At 58.9% G+C, this 19,753-nt stretch carries 19 protein-coding genes; 18 read left to right on the forward strand and 1 reads right to left on the reverse strand.

What is annotated here, in order from left to right; all coding sequences use genetic code 11:
* The first annotated feature begins 170 nt into the window (after window positions 1–170).
* From ACERZ8_RS09405 to ACERZ8_RS09445, 9 genes are all read left to right on the forward strand, one after another.
* Window positions 171–1,157 (forward strand): ABC transporter substrate-binding protein, encoded by a 987-nt coding sequence (locus tag ACERZ8_RS09405; RefSeq protein WP_407591943.1) that lies wholly within the window; start codon window positions 171–173, stop codon window positions 1,155–1,157.
* 10 nt (window positions 1,158–1,167) lie between these two features.
* Window positions 1,168–1,935 (forward strand): ABC transporter ATP-binding protein, encoded by a 768-nt coding sequence (locus ACERZ8_RS09410; protein WP_407591944.1) that lies wholly within the window; start codon window positions 1,168–1,170, stop codon window positions 1,933–1,935.
* Window positions 1,932–2,780, forward strand: a complete 849-nt coding sequence (locus tag ACERZ8_RS09415) for an ABC transporter permease (RefSeq protein WP_407591945.1) — start codon at window positions 1,932–1,934, stop codon at window positions 2,778–2,780. Before ACERZ8_RS09410 ends, ACERZ8_RS09415 begins: the two co-directional genes overlap by 4 nt.
* Before the next feature lie 44 nt (window positions 2,781–2,824).
* Window positions 2,825–3,991, forward strand: coding sequence for a cytosine deaminase (locus ACERZ8_RS09420; protein WP_407591946.1), 1,167 nt, complete (start codon window positions 2,825–2,827; stop codon window positions 3,989–3,991).
* 121 nt (window positions 3,992–4,112) lie between these two features.
* The gene (locus ACERZ8_RS09425; RefSeq protein ID WP_407591947.1) at window positions 4,113–5,381 is read left to right on the forward strand and encodes an FAD-binding oxidoreductase; all 1,269 of its coding nucleotides are present in this window, start codon (window positions 4,113–4,115) and stop codon (window positions 5,379–5,381) included.
* Window positions 5,378–5,959 (forward strand): NAD(P)H-dependent oxidoreductase, encoded by a 582-nt coding sequence (locus ACERZ8_RS09430; protein WP_407591948.1) that lies wholly within the window; start codon window positions 5,378–5,380, stop codon window positions 5,957–5,959. The genes ACERZ8_RS09425 and ACERZ8_RS09430 overlap by 4 nt, the downstream gene beginning before the upstream one ends.
* Window positions 5,959–6,555 carry an NAD(P)H-dependent oxidoreductase gene (locus ACERZ8_RS09435; RefSeq protein ID WP_407591949.1) on the forward strand — a complete coding sequence of 199 codons (597 nt, stop codon included), beginning with the start codon at window positions 5,959–5,961 and terminating at the stop codon, window positions 6,553–6,555. Before ACERZ8_RS09430 ends, ACERZ8_RS09435 begins: the two co-directional genes overlap by 1 nt.
* Window positions 6,552–7,472, forward strand: coding sequence for an isopenicillin N synthase family dioxygenase (locus tag ACERZ8_RS09440; RefSeq protein WP_407591950.1), 921 nt, complete (start codon window positions 6,552–6,554; stop codon window positions 7,470–7,472). The genes ACERZ8_RS09435 and ACERZ8_RS09440 overlap by 4 nt, the downstream gene beginning before the upstream one ends.
* On the forward strand, window positions 7,469–8,239 hold the full coding sequence (locus tag ACERZ8_RS09445) for a creatininase family protein (RefSeq protein ID WP_407591951.1): 771 nt from the start codon (window positions 7,469–7,471) through the stop codon (window positions 8,237–8,239). Before ACERZ8_RS09440 ends, ACERZ8_RS09445 begins: the two co-directional genes overlap by 4 nt.
* A 282-nt stretch (window positions 8,240–8,521) precedes the next feature.
* Here the strand turns inward: ACERZ8_RS09445 and ACERZ8_RS09450 are convergent, their stop codons facing one another.
* A complete protein-coding gene (locus ACERZ8_RS09450; protein WP_407591952.1) occupies window positions 8,522–9,394 on the reverse strand; it encodes a hypothetical protein in 873 nt (290 codons plus the stop codon).
* 656 nt (window positions 9,395–10,050) lie between these two features.
* On the opposite strand from ACERZ8_RS09450, the gene ACERZ8_RS09455 reads away from it, so the two are divergent.
* The 9 genes from ACERZ8_RS09455 to ACERZ8_RS09495 all read left to right on the forward strand — a co-directional run bounded on the left by ACERZ8_RS09455 (window position 10,051) and on the right by ACERZ8_RS09495 (window position 19,738).
* Window positions 10,051–10,752: a response regulator gene (locus tag ACERZ8_RS09455; RefSeq protein ID WP_407591953.1), complete on the forward strand. Its 702-nt coding sequence runs from the start codon at window positions 10,051–10,053 to the stop codon at window positions 10,750–10,752.
* Window positions 10,749–12,140, forward strand: a complete 1,392-nt coding sequence (locus ACERZ8_RS09460) for a sensor histidine kinase (protein ID WP_407591954.1) — start codon at window positions 10,749–10,751, stop codon at window positions 12,138–12,140. Before ACERZ8_RS09455 ends, ACERZ8_RS09460 begins: the two co-directional genes overlap by 4 nt.
* Window positions 12,141–12,401: 261 nt before the next feature.
* Window positions 12,402–13,337: a hypothetical protein gene (locus ACERZ8_RS09465; protein WP_407591955.1), complete on the forward strand. Its 936-nt coding sequence runs from the start codon at window positions 12,402–12,404 to the stop codon at window positions 13,335–13,337.
* Between the two features lie 231 nt (window positions 13,338–13,568).
* On the forward strand, window positions 13,569–14,207 hold the full coding sequence (locus ACERZ8_RS09470; RefSeq protein ID WP_407591956.1) for an NAD(P)-dependent oxidoreductase: 639 nt from the start codon (window positions 13,569–13,571) through the stop codon (window positions 14,205–14,207).
* Between the two features lie 3 nt (window positions 14,208–14,210).
* Window positions 14,211–14,537, forward strand: a complete 327-nt coding sequence (locus tag ACERZ8_RS09475; RefSeq protein ID WP_407591957.1) for a hypothetical protein — start codon at window positions 14,211–14,213, stop codon at window positions 14,535–14,537.
* Window positions 14,537–15,355 carry a methyltransferase family protein gene (locus ACERZ8_RS09480; RefSeq protein WP_407591958.1) on the forward strand — a complete coding sequence of 273 codons (819 nt, stop codon included), beginning with the start codon at window positions 14,537–14,539 and terminating at the stop codon, window positions 15,353–15,355. Before ACERZ8_RS09475 ends, ACERZ8_RS09480 begins: the two co-directional genes overlap by 1 nt.
* Window positions 15,342–16,052, forward strand: coding sequence for a bifunctional 2-polyprenyl-6-hydroxyphenol methylase/3-demethylubiquinol 3-O-methyltransferase UbiG (gene ubiG / locus ACERZ8_RS09485; protein WP_407591959.1), 711 nt, complete (start codon window positions 15,342–15,344; stop codon window positions 16,050–16,052). The genes ACERZ8_RS09480 and ubiG overlap by 14 nt, the downstream gene beginning before the upstream one ends.
* 488 nt (window positions 16,053–16,540) lie before the next feature.
* Window positions 16,541–16,948, forward strand: a complete 408-nt coding sequence (locus ACERZ8_RS09490; protein WP_407591960.1) for a hypothetical protein — start codon at window positions 16,541–16,543, stop codon at window positions 16,946–16,948.
* 531 nt (window positions 16,949–17,479) lie between these two features.
* Window positions 17,480–19,738, forward strand: a complete 2,259-nt coding sequence (locus ACERZ8_RS09495) for a phage tail sheath C-terminal domain-containing protein (RefSeq protein ID WP_407591961.1) — start codon at window positions 17,480–17,482, stop codon at window positions 19,736–19,738.
* Window positions 19,739–19,753 lie beyond the last annotated feature (15 nt).

Raw genomic sequence — 19,753 nt, forward strand, 5'->3', positions numbered from 1 at the left:
CAATTGCCGGCCTGCAATCGCTTAAAAAACGCACTGTTTGTTTGAAATTTAACCACTGCACGGCGGATCACATGCATTTCAAGGGAAGATCATAGGCTTCGCTTCCGGTTCAGGCGGGTTTCCTGAACGATTTCTGACACCGAGTCATCCATTTTTGCGGAGAAGAGTTCATGAAGCTGCCACTTACCCTCGCCATTGCCGCCACCTTGCCCGCCGCTGTGGCGGCTCAGGATCTGACACCTGTCACCTTCGGCACCAACTGGCTTGCTCAGGCCGAGCACGGCGGGTTCTACCAATCCGTTGCGGACGGCACCTACGCCGAATGCGGCCTTGACGTCACAATCATTTCAGGTGGGCCGCAGGTCAACAACCGCGCGCTGATGCTGGCGGATCGGATCCAGTTCCACATGGGCGGCGACATGTTGCAGGCCTTCAACGCTGTCAAGGAAGACGTCCCTGTTGTGGCCGTCGCGGCGATTTTCCAGAAACATCCGCAGGTGATCGTGGCCCATCCCGACGTGACCAGTTGGGAGGGGCTGAAGGACAAGACGCTGCTGATCGGCGACAACGGCTTTACAAGCTATTACCAATGGATGATCGCCGCCCATGGCTTTACCGTAGAGCAGCGCCAACCCTACACGTTCAATCCCGCGCCGTTCCTGGCCGACACCTCGCTGGCCATGCAGGGCTATCTGTCGTCCGAACCCTACCTGGTGGAAAAGGAAGGCGGGTTCAAACCCAATGTCTTTCTGATCGCTGATGCAGGCTATTCCTCGTATGCGACCACGATCGAAACGATGGCCTCGACCATCGAGAACAGCCCCGAAGTCGTGGAATGCTTTGTCGATGGGTCGCTGACCGGATGGTACAATTTCCTCTATGGCGACCCGACCGAGGCTGACAAACTGATCCTTGGGGCCAATGCCGATATGACACAGGACAAGATCGATTTCGCCCGCAATATGATGAAAGAACAGGGCATCGTCGACAGCGGCGGAGCGCTCGAGAATGGGATCGGCGCAATGTCGGACGAGGTGATCGGCGACTTCTTCCAGAAGATGGTCGATGCAGGCGTGATCGAGGCCGATGTCGATTGGAAAGCGTCCTACACGCTGGACTTCACCAACAAGAAGGTTGGCATGGACGTCAAGGGATAAGGCCAGATCCATGAACACCGAGCGAGAGGAAATCCTGCGCCTTGCCAAAGTCGACAAGGTGTTCGGCGGCGATGTGCAGGCCCTCCGGAACATGTCTCTGACGGTCCGCAAAGGGGATTTCATCTCGCTCCTGGGGCCCTCGGGATGCGGCAAGTCGACCGCCCTGCGATTGATCGCGGGGCTTTCGGTCCCCACATCCGGGCTCATCGACTGGGCGCAACCGCGCGGCAAGGGCGATCTGGGCGTGGTGTTTCAGGAACCCACGCTGATGCCTTGGGCCACGGTGACACAAAACGTCTACATGCCCTTCCGGCTTGAGGGGAAAACCCTGTCGAGCGTGAAGGACGATATCCTTTCCGTCCTCAAGCTGGTGGGGCTGGAGAAGTTTCAGAATGCCTACCCCCGAGAGCTTTCTGGCGGGATGAAGATGCGCGTATCGATTGCGCGGGCCATGGTGACCAACCCCAAACTGATCCTGATGGACGAACCCTTTGCCGCATTGGACGAAATCACCCGCTTCAAGCTGAACAATGATCTGTTGGAGATGAAGGAACGTATCGGTTGCACCGTCATCTTCGTCACTCATTCGGTGTTTGAAAGCGTGTTCCTGTCAGACCGCATCATGGTCATGGCCGCGCGCCCGGGCCGGGTGATCGAAGAGGTCACAGTGGATGCGCCTTACCCCCGCGACGAGGAGTTCCGCACCTCGGCGGATTATGTGGCGCATTGCCGTGCCGCGTCGCGCGCGCTGGAGCAGGCGATGGAGGCTGCTGCATGACGTCCGAAGTCAACGTCCCGGTGGTGGACAGCGAAGAAACCCGACGCCTGCGCAAGGTCCGAATCGAACGCACCGCCAAATGGACATTGCCCCTCGCGGTCATGATCCTGTCCATCGGGCTGTGGGACCGGATTGTCGTCTGGAACGAGATCCCGCATTTCATCCTGCCGTCTCCGTCGCGAGTCTGGGCCAGCCTGGTGAACGACTGGCCGATCCTGTGGGAGGCCGCATTACTGACGGGGCGTATCACCTTGCTGGCACTGATCGTCGCTGTGGTCGGCGGCGCAGGGTTGGCCATCCTGTTCAATCAGTCAAAACTGGTGGAATTGTCCTTCTACCCCTACGCGGTCATCCTTCAGGTCACGCCGGTGGTGGCCATCGCGCCGCTCATTTTCATCTATGTCGAAAGCAAGACGGTGGGCATGCTGCTCTGCGCATGGATCGTTGCCTTCTTTCCGGTGCTGAGTTCGACCACGCTTGGGCTCAATTCGGTGGATCACAATCTGCGCGACCTGTTCCGAATTTATGGTGCGTCGCGATGGCAGCGGCTTTACATGCTGCAACTGCCTTCGGCTCTGCCCTACTTCCTGGGCGGTCTCAAGATCGCTGGGGGCTTGTCCCTGATCGGCGCAGTGGTCGCCGAACTGGTCGCGGGCACGGGCGGTGTTGGCGCCGGTCTGGCATTCCGCATTCAAGAGGCCGGGTATCGCCTTAATATCGCGCGCATGTTTGCCGCCCTGTCGCTGGTTGCCACCATGGGGGTCTTTATCTTTGCCGCGTTGTCGCTGCTGTCGCATGCCCTGTTGCACAAGTGGCATGAAAGTGCGCTGAAGCGGGAAATCTGATGTCTTTTCTGACGCTGCCCAATGGTCCTTGCACTCTGACCAACTTGAAGACCTATGCAGGCGGTTCATGGACAGGCCGTGACATAGCCCTGCAAGGCGGGGGCGCGGCCATTGACATGAAAGGCGTCCTTGCCGCGCCCGCTTTCGTAGACATGCACACCCATCTCGACAAGGGCCATATCTGGCCGCGCGCGGCGAACCCGGATGGGTCGTTCATGGGGGCCTTGACCACCGTGCGGGCGGATCACGCCAACTGGAGCGCCGAGGATCTGCGCGCCCGGATGAGCTTTTCACTGAAATGCGCCTATGCGCATGGCACACGGGCGATCCGCACCCATCTCGATTCCATCCCGCCGCAACCAGACATCAGCTGGCCCCTGTTCGACGAGCTGCGCGCGAAGTGGGCCGGGCGCATCGACCTGCAAGCCGTTTGCTTGATCGGATGCGACCAGTTCTCGGAGGAGGGCGACTTCGCCCATACCGCCGATCTTGTGACCCGATATGGTGGCGTGTTGGGCATGGTGACCTACCCCGTGCCTGATCTGAAGGACCGGCTTCTGGGCTTTTTCCGCATGGCGACAGCACGCGGTCTGGCGGCGGACTTTCACGTCGACGAAACGATGGACGCCACATCCGAGACGCTACGCCTGATCGCGCAGACCGTGATCGAAACCGGGTTCGACGCTCCGGTGACGGTCGGCCATTGCTGCTCGCTGTCCACTCAGAATGAAACCCGCGCATTGGACACGCTGGATCTGGTGGCAAAAGCCGGGATGAACGTGGTGTCCCTGCCCATGTGCAACCTTTACCTTCAGGATCGCGGCACGGGCACACCGCGCCGGCGCGGGGTCACCTTGGTGCATGAAATGCGCGACCGGGGCATTCCGGTGGCCTTTGCCTCTGACAACACGCGCGATCCGTTCTATGCCTATGGCGACCTCGATATGTTGGAGGTCACGCGGCAGGCCACGCGCATCGCGCATCTGGACCACAGCCGCACCGACTGGCTGGACAGTTTCGCCCACGTGCCTGCGCGGATCTGCGGCTTTGCACAGGCGACGGCCGATGACCTCGTGATCTTCCGCGCCCGCGAGATGACAGAGCTTTTGTCCCGCCCGCATGGCGACCGGATCGTCCTGCGCGGCGGCCGCCAGATCGACACCACGCTGCCTGATTATTCCGAACTTGATCACCTATGGGAGACGACATGAACATCGATGCCGCCAAGCAAGCCCTGTCGCATCTTGAGATCGAAAAGTCCGCCGCGGCCATCAAGGCCAAGTCGCGGGACTTTTCTGGTACTCACCTGTTTTGAAAGCCCGGCTTGACCACGTGATCGCTGATTTCGTGGTCTCTCCAAAGACCGAAGCCGAAGTGATCGAGATCCTGAAAGTCTGCTATGAGCACAACGTGCCGGTGACGACGCGGGGCGCGGGTACAGGCAACTACGGACAGGCCATGCCGCTGGCGGGCGGCTGCGTCATGCATATGGATAAGATGGCCGCGGTCAAACAGATCGCGCCGGGTCGCGTGGTGGTCGAACCGGGATGCCTGCTCAAGGATCTGGATGCCGCGACCAAGGCGGATTCAGGTCAGGAAATCCGCATGTTCAGCTCGACATGGGCCACTGCCACAATCGGTGGCTTCATCGCTGGGGGGTCTGGCGGCGTCGGGTCCTGCACCTGGGGCAGCTTGCGCGATCTGGGCAACATCATCCGTCTGCGCGTTGTCACGATGGAGGCCGAGCCGCGTGTGTTGGAATTCCGTGGCGAAGAGCTGGCCCGCGTCAGCCACGCCTATGGCACCAACGGGATCATCACCGAGATCGAGATTCCGCTCGCTCCAGCCTATGACTGGGTCGATTTGTTCCTCACCACAGAGGATTTCATGGACGCCGCCCGCTTTGCCGAAGAACTGGGGAACGAGGACGGTATCCTGATCAAGCTTGCCACCGTCTTCGAGGCCCCCATAGCCAAAGACTACTTTCAGCGCGTTGCCCCGCATGTGGACAGCGGTGACAATCTGATCGGACTGATGGTCGCGCCGCAGTCGATGGAGGGGTTTTTGACCTTCCTTGACCGCCGCCCTGAGGCCAAGCTGATCTACCGCAGCGATGCGTCCGACTGGGATCGCACGCCCGGCCTGGTCTTTGAATATGGCTGGAACCACACGACACTGCGCGCGCTCAAGTTCGATCCATCGATCACCTATCTGCAAGTGCGCTACGGTTTTCCCCAGCACCTTGAATTGATTGAAAAGATGCGCACCTCTCTTTCGCCTGAGGTCTTGCAGCATCTGGAGGTGCTCAGGGAAAACGGCAAGGTGATGTTCGCCGGTCTGAGCCTTGTGAAATTCACCACCGAAGAACGGCTGGACGAGATCGTGAAAATGCACGAGGACGCAGGTGCGATGATCTTCAACCCGCATCGCTACACGCTCGAAGAAGGCGGACGGCAATCCGTCGATGACCAGCAACTTGCGTTCAAGCGCGAGGCCGATCCCAAGGGGCTGCTTAATCCGGGTAAAATGATTGCCTGGGACGATCCCGATTGGAAATACGCCGAGATGTACGCCTACCCCAAGATGCAAGCCGCCGAATGACCCGTGCCCTCGTTCTTGCAGCACATCCCGTGCCCGACAGCTACAATCAGGCACTGCACGCCAAAACGGTCGAGACGTTGCAGGCGCGTGGCTGGGACGTGGATGATTGCGATCTCTACGCCGAAGGCTTTGACCCGGTGCTGAGCGAGGCCGAGCGGCGCGGCTATCACGACGCGCCGGACAACATCGAACCAGTCAAAGCCTATGTCGAACGGGTGCGCGCGGCGGACGTACTGGTCATGGTCTTTCCGGTCTGGAATTTCGGCTATCCGGCGATCCTCAAAGGGTTTCTCGACCGGGTGTTTCTGCCAGGCGTATCTTTTCGGCTCGAGACGGGCAGGGTCGTGCCCAACCTGACGCGCATCCGGCGGCTTGCGGCGGTGACCACCTATGGCGGTACCCGTCTGCGCGCCATGTTGTGTGGCGACCCGCCCCGCAAATGTGTCACCCGGGCGGTCTGGCACGTGTGCCGTCCCCGGACCACCAAATACCTTGCCCTTTACGACATGAACCGGGCCACGGATGCGACCCGCCGCCAGTTCCTGACCCATGTCGGAGACCAACTGAGGACATTCTGATGCGCGCGCTCATCATCTTCTGCCACCCTAAGCAGGACAGTTTCAACTCCGCCGTCTTGAACGCGGTCACCGCGCATCTGGACGCCGTGCAGGCGGAGTATCGTCTGCGCGATCTTTACCGGTCGAATTTCATGCCTGTGCTGACGGAACATGAGCTCGACTGTTATCTCGATGAAAGCTGCAATGCCGCCCCCGTGGCGCAGGATGTGGCGGATGTGCAATGGGCTGATGCGCTGATCTTTATTTTTCCGACCTGGTGGTACGGGCTGCCTGCGATGCTCAAGGGCTGGCTGGACCGGGTGCTGCTGCCCGGCGTTGCCTTCATCATGCCAAAGGGCGAAGGTGACAACATCCGCCCCGGCCTGACGCACATCAAACGGATCGGCGTGTTCACCACCTGCGGCGCGTCATGGTGGCTCACGCAGGCCATCGGCGCACCGGGCAAGCGGATGCTCACGCGCGGCGTGCGGTCGATTTGCGCCAAAGGGTGCAGAACCGTCTACGCGGCGCATCACCTGATGGACAGCTCGACCGATGCAAGCCGCGCGCGCCACCTTCAAAAGGTCGCCCGTAAAATGGAGCGACTGACCGCATGATCCCCATTCTGGACTGGACCCGCTTTGACACCAACCGGGACGGATTTGTCGCCGATCTGGGCGCCGCCGTCACCGGGACGGGGTTTTTCCTTTTGCAAAACAGTCTCATCCCGACAGATCTGCGATCCCGGGTGTTCGCCCAGGCCGACCGCTTTTTTGGATTATCCGAAGCTGACAAGCAGGCGCTGTCGATCCTGAATAACCCCCATTTTCGCGGCTGGGCCAAGCCGGGGGACGAGTCACTGGATGAAACCGCACCCGAGGTCGATACGAAACAGACCTTCAATATCGGGCTCGAGATGGCGCCGGATCATCCGGACGTGGTGGCTGGCATTCCGTTTCGCGGGGTTAATGTCTGGCCCGCACTGGATGGCTTTCGCGACACGATGTTGGCCTATTATGATGCTGCATTTGCGCAGGGTTTGGCCCTGCACCGGGCTTTTGCGTTGGAACTGGGTCTTCCCGAGGCTCACTTTGAACCGCTGTTCCAGACTTCGCTATCAGCCTTGCGTCTGCTCCACTATCCGCCCGGGACAGGGGCCAGCGGGGAAATCGGCGCGGGCGCGCATACCGACTACGGCGCGATCACGCTTTTGATGACGGATGGCGAGCCGGGCTTACAGGTCAAACCGCGCGGCGGCGACTGGACGGACGTGCCGCATGTGCCGGGGACTGACGTCGTGAACATCGGTGACTGCCTGATGCGCTGGACCAACGACCGATACGTATCGACCCCGCACCGCGTGCTGCCCCCGAAACGCCAGCGCCGCTCGGTCGCGTTTTTCTTCGAGGCGAACCCGGACACGATCATTGAGGCCCTGCCCGGAACAGGAGGACCCAAATATCCCCCGATCCGCGCCGCAGATTACTTGCAGTCGCGTCTCGACGCTACCTATGCCCCGAAGGAGGTTCCATGACCTGCCGCAACTGGGCCGACCTGCGCGCGCCCGACTTCCCGGCGCTTGACCCGGACCGGACCATCGCCGTGCTGCCGACGGCGGCCATCGAACAGCATGGCCCGCATCTGCCCGTGGGCACCGACACGCTGATCGCCGAAGGGATGCTTGCCGCGGTGCGCGCCGCGTGTCCCGATGATCTGGATCTGGTGATACTGCCCGTGCAAACGGTCGGCAAATCCAATGAACATCTCTGGGCGGCGGGCACTGTCACGCTCAGCGCCGAAACAGCTTTGCGTGCCTGGACCGAGATCGGCTTGTCCGTGGCGCGCGCTGGACTGCGCAAGCTCGTGATCGTGAACAGCCACGGCGGAAATCTCGATCTAGTGTCGATCCTGTCGCGTGAACTGCGGGTGCAGGCCGGCATGCTGGCGGTCAAGACGCAATGGATGAGCTTTGGCGCGCCCGTAGGCATGTTCAGCGCACAAGAGGCACAATTCGGCATCCATGGCGGCGACCGCGAAACCTCCCTGATGCTGGCATTCCGCCCGGAAACGGTGGACATGACCAAGGCGCAGGATTTCCGGTCCACAGCTGAGGATGCTGCCATTCCCCCGATTGGTCCCACGTCTTATGGCTGGATCGCGTCGGATCTGTCCCCTTTCGGCGTCGTCGGAGAGGCCCACCTTGGCGCGGCGGACAAGGGGAAGCTGCTGGCGAAGCACCAGGCGCAAGGTTTCCTCGCGCTGGCCCAAGACATGGTGAACACGCCTTTGCCCACTGGCTAGGCTCTGATCCGCAGCCTCAATCAGCGACTGCGGTGCCGCGGCGACGACGCGCCAATTGGCCTTTCGTCGGTTTCTTGGCCTCCGCGAAAAGAGCTGTGTGATCAGAGAAGAGTGATTGCAAGAAAAGTTAAGAGCCGGAAGGCGACACAACTAATGACGGCACGTCGTGTCAGTGTCTCTGCCTGTTACATTTGGCGGCGAATGGCAGCAACGTGGGCTGCGACTGCAACACCGATACTGACTGGCGCATGTCGGCTTTGGGCTGTTTCTATCTTTCGGCTCCTATTGCACGACAGCACATGTCCCTCCCGCGCCCTCGACAATTGACAGCATGCGCCGCTGTTCATCGCCGCTTAACACCATGAACCTTTGGGCATCGAACACACGCCAAGCCTCTGCCGCAAACTGGTTAAGTTCCGCCGGCGGCCGATCCAGTGCTGCCTGTACCTGCGCCTGCAATTGGCGACAGACCTGCGCCAGCGTCCGTTTCCTCTGTCCTGTCACTGCAGCCAGCCAAAGCTTGCCACTAAGTTCATTTTCGCAACCGTCAGGATGGGCTAGCGCAATGCCTTGGGCAGCCTCCAGACTCGCCCCGCTGGAATAGACAGAACCAAGGCCAAGCCGGCGATAGGGCAATGTGGGGTTCAGATTTTCAAACACACCAGCCGGATTATTGCCATGTAGCCAGACATGTACCATCGCAAGCCTGCGATTGCCGTCCTGGGCAAAATTTCGCGAAACCCAGCGCGACCCAAGACCCGCGACTAGGGGGCGCTTTTCACCCAGAGCAGCAAGGATCTGGTCCAGATTATGGACATGCCAAACATCCGCAGGACCGCTAAAGCCTTCCGGCATCGGGTCGTTGGGCCCGATGCGCACAACGTATGACACCGCAATCAGCTCCATACGTCCGCCGAGATCCGCATAGATCAGGTTGGAGGGCCTGCGCAGATCCAACGCATCGCCGATAACGTAATCCACGCCGTCACGCCGGGTCCAATGTTCACCCATGAGTGGGACATGGGAGGTCGTGCGCCGCCAACCTTTGGCCTGTGCCTGACGGATATCGCGGTAAGGGGCGACCGCGTCTTCGATCGCGGCAACCTCGCTGCGCACTGCCTGTTGCCAGCTTTCAGCCTGCAGGGGCTGCACCATCAATCCAACTGCCAGCGCAATTTGGCAGAACACCCTCATCTCAAACGCTGCCATGTGCGTGTGCCAGTACCGGTGCGGCCTGAGCTGGATGACCAGTTCCAGCGCCTCTCACCGCTGTTGCGATTGAACTGCGATGATCCTTCGCTCTGGATCGTGCGACCTTGCGGTCCGACGTAGGTTGACCTGCTGCGGCAGGTCCTGTTGCTGCACGCGCCGGCGCCATCGTTCGTCCAGACCCCGCCATCGGCGGTGCGACCGGTGACAGACCTTGTCCAGCTATTGGTGTCCGGGTTCCATGTGCGCACAACGTCACGGGCATAGCCTGTGCCGTTGCTGCGACTCACTTCTGTCTGTGTCGTGCGTGTCGTGCCGTCGCGCATGACAGATGTGGTTGCATTTGATGTGACGCCATTTGGTCCTGTGGTTGTCCGTTGGGATTGCCATTCAGCCTGTGCAAGGCTTGCCGTGGCCAATAGCAAAGCAGTTGATACCAAAAAGGTCTTCATCTTGTGTCTCCTGATAAAAGGGTCCGATGAAACCTGTTTGCCATGCGCATGTTGCTCCAGAATGTCCGGCAGATTGCGCTTTGTGACGTTTTGTTAATGGGGCTGCGGACAGGCTGGTTTGGTACGGTTGATCCGCGCTAGGCTAAGCAAATGAACACTGCGCTACGCATCATCATGGTCGAGGATGACCCCGAAATCGGGCCGCTGACCCAAGACCGGCTGAGCCAGGAAGGGTTTGACGTGGCCCTGACTCCGGATTCGTCCGGGTTGGACAGATTAATGGCGCATCAGAAACCTGATCTGATCATCCTTGACCTAATGTTGCCCGGTGAAGATGGCCTTTCCATTTGCCGCCGGTTGCGCGCAATAACGAATGTGCCGATCCTCATGCTAACCGCTCGGACGGATGAGATCGATCGCGTTGTCGGACTGGAACTTGGGGCCGATGACTACCTTGGCAAACCCTTCGCGATGCGTGAATTGATAGCGCGTTTGCGGGCCATCTTGCGCCGCAGTCAACCAAATTCGCCACATGAAGGCGCGTCACTGCATTTTGCGGATTTCGACGTGAATCTCGACCGGATGGAGGTAAAAAAGGGCGCAACAGACATCGGCCTGACTTCTGGCGAATTTGCCCTGCTGCGCGCCTTTGCGGAAAATCCTGGGCGCGTGCTGTCGCGCGATCAATTAATGGACCTTAGTCAGGGGCGGCTGGCCGATAGCTTTGACCGTACTGTCGATGTGCAGATCAGTCGCCTGCGCACGAAACTGGGGGAAAATCCGCGCGACCCAAGGATCATCAAAACCGTCCGCAACGCCGGCTATATTTTCACGGCAGAGGTGCGGCGGTGAAACGCTTGGGCTTTGGCGCCTTTGCGCGGGTGATCGCGATCATTGCTCTGCTTCTGCTGGTGACGCAGCTGTTTCTTGTCTGGCGCTATGTCACCGACAGGGGTGAGGGGTCAGCTCCGGGCTATCGCTTTCCGCTTCCCGAACGGGTCATCGCGATGGCGGATTTGGTTGAGGCTACGGACGATCCGACCGACGTGCTGATCGCTCTGAACGGCCCCAATCTGCGGGTCGCGGTGACACCGCTTGATATTGACGATCTGGGACCCGTCGATCATCGGTTGGCAGCAGTCGACAGGATATTTGTGGACTATGAACGCCAGCTGAACGGACGCCCCGTCGCCGTCTTTGTCGCAATTCCCGAGACGCTCGCAGACTCAGATATTCGATGGGGGGACCGGTCGATCTGGACGCGCTTCCCTCTGCGCATCGCCGTCGGCCTTCAGAACGGCGATGCTTTGATCGTCGAGACCCGCGATGATTTGCTGACTCAGGTGTATTCTGTCCCCATCGGATGGTGGTCGGGTATCTTTGCTTCTGTTGCAGCGCTTATCGTCTTGTTCGCGCTTCACGTCGAAACGCGGCCTTTGGTCCGGCTGGCCAAAGCGACCGAGACCTTCGGCAAACACGGCAAGCCGCAAATCGTCCCGCCGGGCGGATCGCGCGAGGCACAGGCCCTGATTGCCAGCTTCAATGCGATGCAGATCAAGCTTGATGACCTATTGACCAGACGCGGGGTCATGCTTGGCGCGCTGGGCCATGACCTGCGCACCCATCTCACACGCTTGCAACTGAAGATCGAAGCGTTGCCGATGCCTGAGACTGCCGATATCCTGCGCAATGTCGTACAGATGGAGCGTGTGTTGGAGAACTGTCTGGACCTTGCCCGCAACGCTACCTCAGCGCACCTCGAAACGATTGAGCTGAACGCCTATGTCGGTGACGTGCTAGCGGACTACGATGGCAAGAGCATCACGTACCATCCGATCGAAGACGTATTCGTACCGGCCGACCCACCCGCGCTTGAGCGGATATTGGTCAATTTGGTCGACAACGCATTAAAGTTCGGCACCCGTGCGGATGTAGAGATCAGAGCAGACCCGCCGAGCGTGACGATTACCGACAACGGACCCGGCCTGAAAGCTGCCGATCTGGAACGGGTGTTTGAGCCCTTCGAAGTCGCGGATATGGCCCGGACCCAAGGTCAAAGCGGCAGTGGCTTGGGCCTGACAATCGCGCGCATGCTGGCAGAGGCACAAGGGGCACATCTGGACCTTGCAAACAATGGTGGCGGGGGTGTTACAGCAAAGCTTGAATATGCTGACCCTCAAAATTCCGCTTTGAGGACTTTATGGTGCGGCGACTTGCACAAGGATCAACGTCGGCTTTGAGCCGAATGCTCCTAGGACTGAATGATTGCACAGTCTGTCAATCGCAGCGGAGCGCATCATTTTGGAAAAAATGTCGGGTGATGCGTGTGCCGGTGCACGAAAATCGCGTGCGACGAACCGCCGCCGAGGGTATTTTTCTTCAGGAGAGCGCTATCTCTCTCAAGCATGACAAAAGGCTCTATCCGTTTTACGCGACTGAATAACTGTGTGTTAATTGGCATTTGTTGCGCGCTTGCTTGTGCAACGACTGCCAGCGCGCACGTGAACTGGTTTGTCGAGCGCGGCGCAGAGCCGCTTGCGAATTACGGATTGACCGAGCCTATTTTCATCCTCTGGGCGGGCATCGCGGCCGTCTTGGTTGGCGTCTCGATTTGGCTCGATGGCAAGCTGCCGGATTTGGAGGTGGCGGGCACGAAAACACGCCACGACTTCATGGAAATTCTGCGCGTGTTCACCGGTATGAGTTTTCTTCTGACCGCCTACGAGGGTGCTTTGGTCGCTCCTCACAAGGAGGTGGCAGGATCATTTGGCACGGCCTTGTTGTTCCTTCAGGCTGGCATCGGGATCATGCTGATCGCAAACCGTTGGATCCTCTGGGCTGGCGGTCTGATCCTTGTCTTGCACACCGGCGTGGCCGTCAACTTTGGCATCATGGCCGCTCTTGAATATGCGATCTTCATCGGCATTGCCTTCTTCCTGATTTTTAATGCCATCAAGGATCCAAAACTGAGTGCGCGATTCAAACCGTATTCCGTTGATGTTTTGCGTATCTGGACTGGCATCTCGCTTGTAGCCCTTGCGGTTGGCGAAAAACTCGCTCCCTCCGCGCTTGGTCAGGTTTTTGTCGCTCAGTATCAGTGGAATTTCATGCAGGTGCTCGGCATCGGCTTCTTTGATGACCGGATGTTTGTCCTAGCGGCAGGCATGGTCGAGGCTGCCATTGGTATGGTCTTGATTCTCGGGACGACGGTCAGACTGGCCGTCCTCACCCTTTCGGTGATGATGGCATTGTCCAACATCGTCTTCATTCTTCAGGGGAATAATGAAGCGGCGCTGATCGAATTCATCGGCCATATGCCCATCATCGGTGTCGCTCTCGTCTTATTGCTGCTGGGATATGGTCAGCGGCTGAAAGTGACGCAAATGCCGCCGCCGCATCAGGAACGCAACGCCAGCCCGGGTGTTTTCAGTGAGTAGCAACGCCCGACGCCATGTTTCAAGTTCACCAGACAAGGAGACCGCCAAAGTGACCGAAAGAATAGACGCCTCTCAAACCGACCTGTCGAGGCTGGATCGCCCTAGCGCCTCTGTCCCGAGCGTAGACCACCCATGGGAGGACACCCGTGACCGGGAAGCACGAGACAGCCTTGCGCGCAGAGATTTGTCGCAGCATCGCGTCTACCACAGCCTGTACGAGGACATGCTCAATTGACGGCACCAATCCTCATCATGGGCGCGACCTCGGGCATCGGGGCTGCCGCAATGGCGGAGGCGACCTCGCGGGAACTGCCGGTTCGCGCTTTTGCGCGTGGTGCCGATGATCTGGCAGCCAGTGATCTCGTTGAACCCTTTCGCGGAGATGCCCTTGACCGAGACAGCGTCGCCTCGGCCTTGGATGGGGTTCGAGCGGTCATTTATGCGCTTGGCATCAAGGAACGCCTCGCGATGCTGTGGGAAGAAGAGACGTTGTTCTCGCAAAGCACCCGTCTTCTTATTCCCGAGATGCAAAAAGCTGGGGTATCGCGGCTTGTCGCAGTGACGGGGTTTGGCGCAGGCCGGTCAAAATCCGCGATGAGCAGCCTTGAACAGCTTGGCCACCGTGCCGTTTTGGGAAGGCCTTACAAGGACAAGGACCGCCAGGAAGAACTGATCATGGAAAGTACCCTCGATTGGACAATCGCGCGCCCCGTCATCCTGACGAAAGGCGCACGGTCTGATCCACGGATCCTGCGCGAGCCAGAGACATGGCGCAATGGATTGATTTCGCGCGCTTCGGTTGCGGTTTATCTCATCGAAGCTATCGAAAAAGACCTCGACTTTCAGTCAGACGTCGTACTTGCGCGGTGATCCATGATTGTTGACTCCGACACCAGCAATGATGTTCGCGACGGTCTTGTGCGCGATTACCTGCACCTGACCCGTGAGGTCATGCCCCATATGTCAGCGCTGCCAGAGACAGACTGGCCGGTGGTCAACGACCACTGTTTCCAGCGGATCGTCCTCGACACAATCAGCGGCGGTGTCTGGTACGACCACATCCCGCGTCCGGCCTACAAACACCTCACCATGCTGCAAGCGGAAGAAGCCGTCGCGCTCTGCCGCGCCATTACCGCAGGTACCGCGGACCTATACGCGCTCAATCTTCAGTCTCTGAAGTGGCGGGGAAAGGCACGCTGATGGCAACGGAAATGCACAGTGAACGCATTCTCGCACTCATCCGCGGTGTTCTTGATCCTGCGCCGGGGAGAGGTCGCATTGCGCTTGCCCTCATTTTCGGCGCGACCGTGCATCTGGTCTTTGCAGCCGGCGCTCTGGCCATGATCGTTGCGATGTACTTTGGAATGAGCAAAAGCTTCGGGAAGGTCGCATGGCCTTATGCAGCCCTCGTGAACGGCCTGCTGATCCTTCAATTCCCTATCGCTCATTCATTGTTGCTGACAGGGCGCGGCATGCAGGTTTTGTCCCGCCTTGTTCCTGGCCCGCATGGCGGCACATTGGGTACAACGACTTATGCGATCATCGCATCTCTGCAGCTCTTTGTCCTTTTCACTTTCTGGACACCAAGCGGGATCATCTGGTGGCAGGCCGAGGGCTGGGTTCTCTTCTTGATCACATCCCTATATGGTCTCTCTTGGTTTCTTCTGATCAAAGCAAGCTGGGATGCCGGAGCTGAAGTGCAGGCGGGCGCGCTCGGCTGGATGTCCTTGATGAAGAACACCAAGCTGCGTTTTCCCGATATGCCGACAACAGGATTGTTCCGGATTATCCGCCAGCCGATATACGTTGCCTTTGCTCTTACCCTGTGGACAGTGCCCGTCTGGACGCCGGATCAGCTTGCCTTGGCCATTGCCTTCACCGCGTATTGCCTGCTCGCGCCGAAACTCAAGGAACGCCGGTTTGAGAAACGGTACGGAGACCGTTTCCGTGACTATAAAAAAGACGTTCCCTACGCCGTGCCCGCCCTCACAAGGACCGCATCCAATGGCAAAACCTGAACGCAATGACCTGGGAATCTACGACGACGTGGCGGCGAATTGGTGGTCGGACGAAATCCGTTGGGTGCGTACGCTGAAAAACCTGGTGCCCGGGCGGTTGAAATGGTTTGACCGGCACATCGACTGGCAAGAAAAGACCGTGCTCGACCTCGGCTGCGCCGGAGGGTTCATGGCTGAAGCGCTGGCTGAAAAAGGCGCCGAAGTGACTGGCATTGACCCGGCAGCTCAGGCGATAGAAGCCGCCCGCGCTCATGCTGCGGAGACCGGGTTGGACATCCGGTATGATGTGGGTGTCGGAGAGGCGCTCCCCTACGAGGATGCAGCCTTTGATGCGGTCGTTTGCGTTGACGTTCTGGAACATGTCAGCGACCTCGCGAAGGTTATTTCTGAAATCGACCGCGTCCTCAAACCGAATGGCACATTCCTTTATGACACGATCAATCGCAACTCCCTGGCCCGCTTCGCAACCATTACCGTGGCTGAAGATCTCTTGAAGCTGCTTCCCAAAGGCACCCATGATCCAGCCTTGTTCATCCGCCCAGGTGAGCTGGAGGATATCATGAAAAAAGTTGGGCTGTCTGTTGGACCGACCTGCGGGCTTGGCCCTAGGTGGATCAACCGAAAAGGGGACTTTGTATTTGGCCCGCTTCCGTCACGCGCAATCATTTACATGGGCGTGGCCTTAAAGCCGGAGTGAAGGTTAGCTTCTACAAGGCTGAAATCCCCAGCATTCATTCTCATAGTGACAACCTAGCTGCGCAGCGAATGCCAAGATTCGATTTGCAGTAAAACAAATGGTGTATTAGGTTGAATCTCGGCCATCCGCTCCATTGCCTATGGATGACCAAGGCTCCGTTGCGGCGCCGACACAAACGACCGCTACGAGCCCAAGGGCAGGCCTTTTAACGGTTCCGTTTCCGAGGCAACTTCATTCCGAAAAGTGCGAGTTCGACCAAGCCCAGATATTGCACCTTCAGCGCATGGCAGCTTTGCGGGTTCAAGTGCGGCAAATAGGGGGTCAGCCGAACGACTGGAATGGGCCGTCCTTGATGCGCTCCGGTATCGGACTCGATAAGATGCTGCGAGCACTCCTATGGCAGCTTGGAGCCCAACTTGACCGATGCTGCGCGTTGCACAAAGGTCTGCTATCCAGCATCCGAGGGTATCGTGTGAGACAAATTAACGATGATGAAATTCATCCAACTCAACGCTGATTGGAATGCGGAACCGAATGCGCCTGATCTCCAAGTCGAGCAGGACGACACTTCACTCGTCGCTCGCTTTGAGCCCAACCGGTTCATTTTTCCTGAATTCGACCGCATCTCGTTTATCCTGGTTAGATTTGAAAATTGCGAAAGATATCGCATAACAAGCGTAAACGACCACGGCTGGTACGGTGGACAGTGTCGTTTCAGTGGCCTCGCACCGGCTTGGGGCGAGTTCTACGAAATTTTGGGCGATACGTGGGATGATCTAGACGCAACACCTTGGATCGAATTGAACGGCTTGGGTGCCAGGCACTTCCATTTCTACTTCAGAGACGAGGCGCTTGAGGTCAAAGCATTCGATTGGTCGATGCAAACCAAAAGCTGACATTTGTTGGAGTTGAAGCGGTGTCAGTTTCGTCCGCGCTTTTGCCGTTGGCTACCGATTCGACGCCTGCCCGCCGGATATGCGACTGCGCCTTTTTCTGCCGTGGCTGAGGTCGGCGCAGGTGCCCTTAATGACAACAACCAGGCTGGATCAATGGGGCGGGACAGTTCGACATTTGCCAACATGAAAACCTGCGCGCAAAGGTGCCAAAACGCAAAATTTTTCCCGTTTTGCGTCGGGCTGTATCCCCTTCTTTTTCTCCAAACAGAACAGGCTTCAAGCGTCGCGATTCCGCCGAAAATCCCGCGTGGCGAGAAGTATCTATACAAGTCGAAATCAGTTTTGTTACCCTTATAGCGAGTACGGTTTGTTTCGCCGACTTAGCTTTCGGCACGTTTTTTATTCATTTATTGACAGATGAGGTGGCGCGCCATGCCAACCGTAAGTTACCCCGGCGTATACGTCCGCGAAATACCTTCAGGTGTGCAAGCAATCAGCGGAGTTGCGACATCCATTGCAACATTTGTTGGGATGGCCAAGGCCGGACCACTCAACATGCCGACGACAGTCTTGGGCATTCAAGACTACGAACGCATCTTTTCAGATGACACAAGCCAAGGCGAGTTGACCGAACAGGTGCGCCAATTCTTCCTGAATGGTGGCGAACAGGCGATCATCTGCCGCGTGGCCGACGGGGCTTTGCCCTCGTCCGTTGGATTGACGGCGGCCGGTGGCGCGACTGTTCTGACCTTGCAGTCTCGCGATGCGGGGTTGCTGGCGAACAGATTGCGCGCGCGGGTCAGTTACAACACAGCATCCCCCGAACGCAGTTTTGAGCTGGAGATCTTCGTCGAGGAATTCGACGCAAGCGGTCAGCCAGAGGTTACCGCCACTGAAACGTTTTCGAACCTCAGCATGTCGCCCAATGCGCCACGCTATGTGCGTACCATACTGGACCAGCAATCGCTGTTGGTCACAGCGACCATTGACGATGCCACCACGGCCGCCGAAGAGGCCGCAGCGCTGGCCGCAGCGACAATCAACGGGTTCTCGGCAAGTTCGGAGATTTTTGCAGACACCGCGGCCGCCGAAGCCGCACTTTTGGCGGCAGTGCAGGCCACGCAGGCCGGAAACACCGGAACCGCCGGTCGGTTCCAGGTGCGGATTGAAGGAGAGAACGCATCGCCGACGGTGACGGTTTCCGTTGACGTGGCCGACACCAGCCTCGCGACTCTCGCAACCACGATCAACACCGCGCTTGCGCCGCACACGCCGGTGACCGTGGCGGTGCCTGATCCAACCGATGAACCCCTGATCATTCAGGCAAACGCGGCCCAGCACGATGTGGTGATCCAGCCTGCCGCGCAATTCGACATCTCCGCCGCATTGGGGCTGGGCGTTGCCCAGGGCGGCATCGAAGTGGGCGCGTGGTCCCAATCCCGGCCTGTTCCGTCCGGGCTTGTATCGGTACTTGACGATGGCTCGGGGGACTTGGCGGCCATCCTGTCCCTGGGCGGTGCAGATCGCACAACACTCACGGATCTTGGCGTGGATGGAACGGCGGCGGTGAATCCTTTCACAATCGCAACTGCCGATATCGTCTATCCCGGTGCCGGTACAACCTTTGCCGAAGGCACGCAAAGTGCGACGACATCATTCCGCAATATCGCTGAAAACCTTCAGGCTGTGGCCATCGCGCTGAGTGCCGACAGCGAGGACTGGCGGGCAGAAGTGCACGGTGTGCGCCTGGCGCTCATCCCTGAGTTCGGCTCGGCCAACAGCGGCGGTGGCGCAACTTTTGTTTCGGCGAACCCAGATCTGTCTCTTCCCGGAGAGGTTTTCGGTGGTGTCACCAGCACCATTGCAGCCTCTGCTTTGGGCGGCGGAAACGATGGCAACGTCGCGCAGCTCGAAGACTACATGGACGCGTTTCAACAGATCGAGGAACGGGTCGAAATCTACAACATGATGATCATCCCCAAAAGTGCCGGGGACACGAGCATACCCAGCATTCGGGCCGGTGTCTGGGGGCCTGCGAGCGCGTTCTGTCGCGACCAGCTTGCCGTGCTTCTGGTCGATGTAGAACCTGCGCAACAAACCCCACAAGGCGTTCTGGACAGTTTGCAGGGACTGCGCACCGGCGTAGCCACGGACCATGCCGCGGCGTTCTGGCCAAGGGTGTCGATCACGTCGAACGGAGTGACAAAGCCGATTGATCCAACCGGTTCACTGGCGGGTGTGATGGCCCGCATCGATGGTTCGCGCGGAGTTTGGAAGGCCTCTGCCGGAGTCGAGGCAAACGTCTTTGGCGTGCGCGGCGTCGATGTACCCTTGTCGGACCCGCAAAACGGCCTGCTCAACCCCGAGGCGATAAATTGCGTCCGTTCGTTCCCCAATGGAGTTTTGGTCTGGGGCGCGCGCACCATGGCCGGGTTTGATGCCTCAACCGAAACGGACTACCGGTATTTGCCGGTGCGGCGGATCGCGCTCTTTATCGAGGCGAGCCTGCGCAATGGTCTGCAGTTCGCGGTGTTCGAGCCGAATGACGCACCACTCTGGAGCCAGATCCGCCTTGCCGCCGGGTCGTTCATGAACGGCCTTTTCCGACAGGGCGCATTCGCTGGCAGCACGGCGACAGATGCGTTTTTCGTCAAGTGTGACGCAGAGACGACCACACCAACCGATCAGGCTCTGGGCATCGTCAACGTCGCGGTGGGTTTCGCGCCGTTGCGCCCGGCAGAGTTCGTTGTCGTGACCTTGCAGCAGCGCACGGCGCAGGCTCAGGTCTGAGCGGATAGGAGTTTT

The organism is Tateyamaria armeniaca, assembly GCF_045797845.1.
GTDB classification, from domain to species: Bacteria; Pseudomonadota; Alphaproteobacteria; order Rhodobacterales; family Rhodobacteraceae; genus Tateyamaria; species Tateyamaria armeniaca.

Coding starts and splice junctions, on each gene's coding strand:
- ACERZ8_RS09405 (WP_407591943.1), top strand. CDS start 171: ATGAAGCTGCCACTTACCCTCGCCATTGCCGCCACCTTGCCCGCCGCT.
- ACERZ8_RS09410 (WP_407591944.1), top strand. CDS start 1,168: ATGAACACCGAGCGAGAGGAAATCCTGCGCCTTGCCAAAGTCGACAAG.
- ACERZ8_RS09415 (WP_407591945.1), top strand. CDS start 1,932: ATGACGTCCGAAGTCAACGTCCCGGTGGTGGACAGCGAAGAAACCCGA.
- ACERZ8_RS09430 (WP_407591948.1), top strand. CDS start 5,378: ATGACCCGTGCCCTCGTTCTTGCAGCACATCCCGTGCCCGACAGCTAC.
- ACERZ8_RS09435 (WP_407591949.1), top strand. CDS start 5,959: ATGCGCGCGCTCATCATCTTCTGCCACCCTAAGCAGGACAGTTTCAAC.
- ACERZ8_RS09440 (WP_407591950.1), top strand. CDS start 6,552: ATGATCCCCATTCTGGACTGGACCCGCTTTGACACCAACCGGGACGGA.
- ACERZ8_RS09445 (WP_407591951.1), top strand. CDS start 7,469: ATGACCTGCCGCAACTGGGCCGACCTGCGCGCGCCCGACTTCCCGGCG.
- ACERZ8_RS09450 (WP_407591952.1), bottom strand. CDS start 9,394: ATGGTGCAGCCCCTGCAGGCTGAAAGCTGGCAACAGGCAGTGCGCAGC.
- ACERZ8_RS09455 (WP_407591953.1), top strand. CDS start 10,051: ATGAACACTGCGCTACGCATCATCATGGTCGAGGATGACCCCGAAATC.
- ACERZ8_RS09475 (WP_407591957.1), top strand. CDS start 14,211: ATGATTGTTGACTCCGACACCAGCAATGATGTTCGCGACGGTCTTGTG.
- ACERZ8_RS09480 (WP_407591958.1), top strand. CDS start 14,537: ATGGCAACGGAAATGCACAGTGAACGCATTCTCGCACTCATCCGCGGT.
- ubiG (WP_407591959.1), top strand. CDS start 15,342: ATGGCAAAACCTGAACGCAATGACCTGGGAATCTACGACGACGTGGCG.
- ACERZ8_RS09490 (WP_407591960.1), top strand. CDS start 16,541: ATGATGAAATTCATCCAACTCAACGCTGATTGGAATGCGGAACCGAAT.
- ACERZ8_RS09495 (WP_407591961.1), top strand. CDS start 17,480: ATGGCCAAGGCCGGACCACTCAACATGCCGACGACAGTCTTGGGCATT.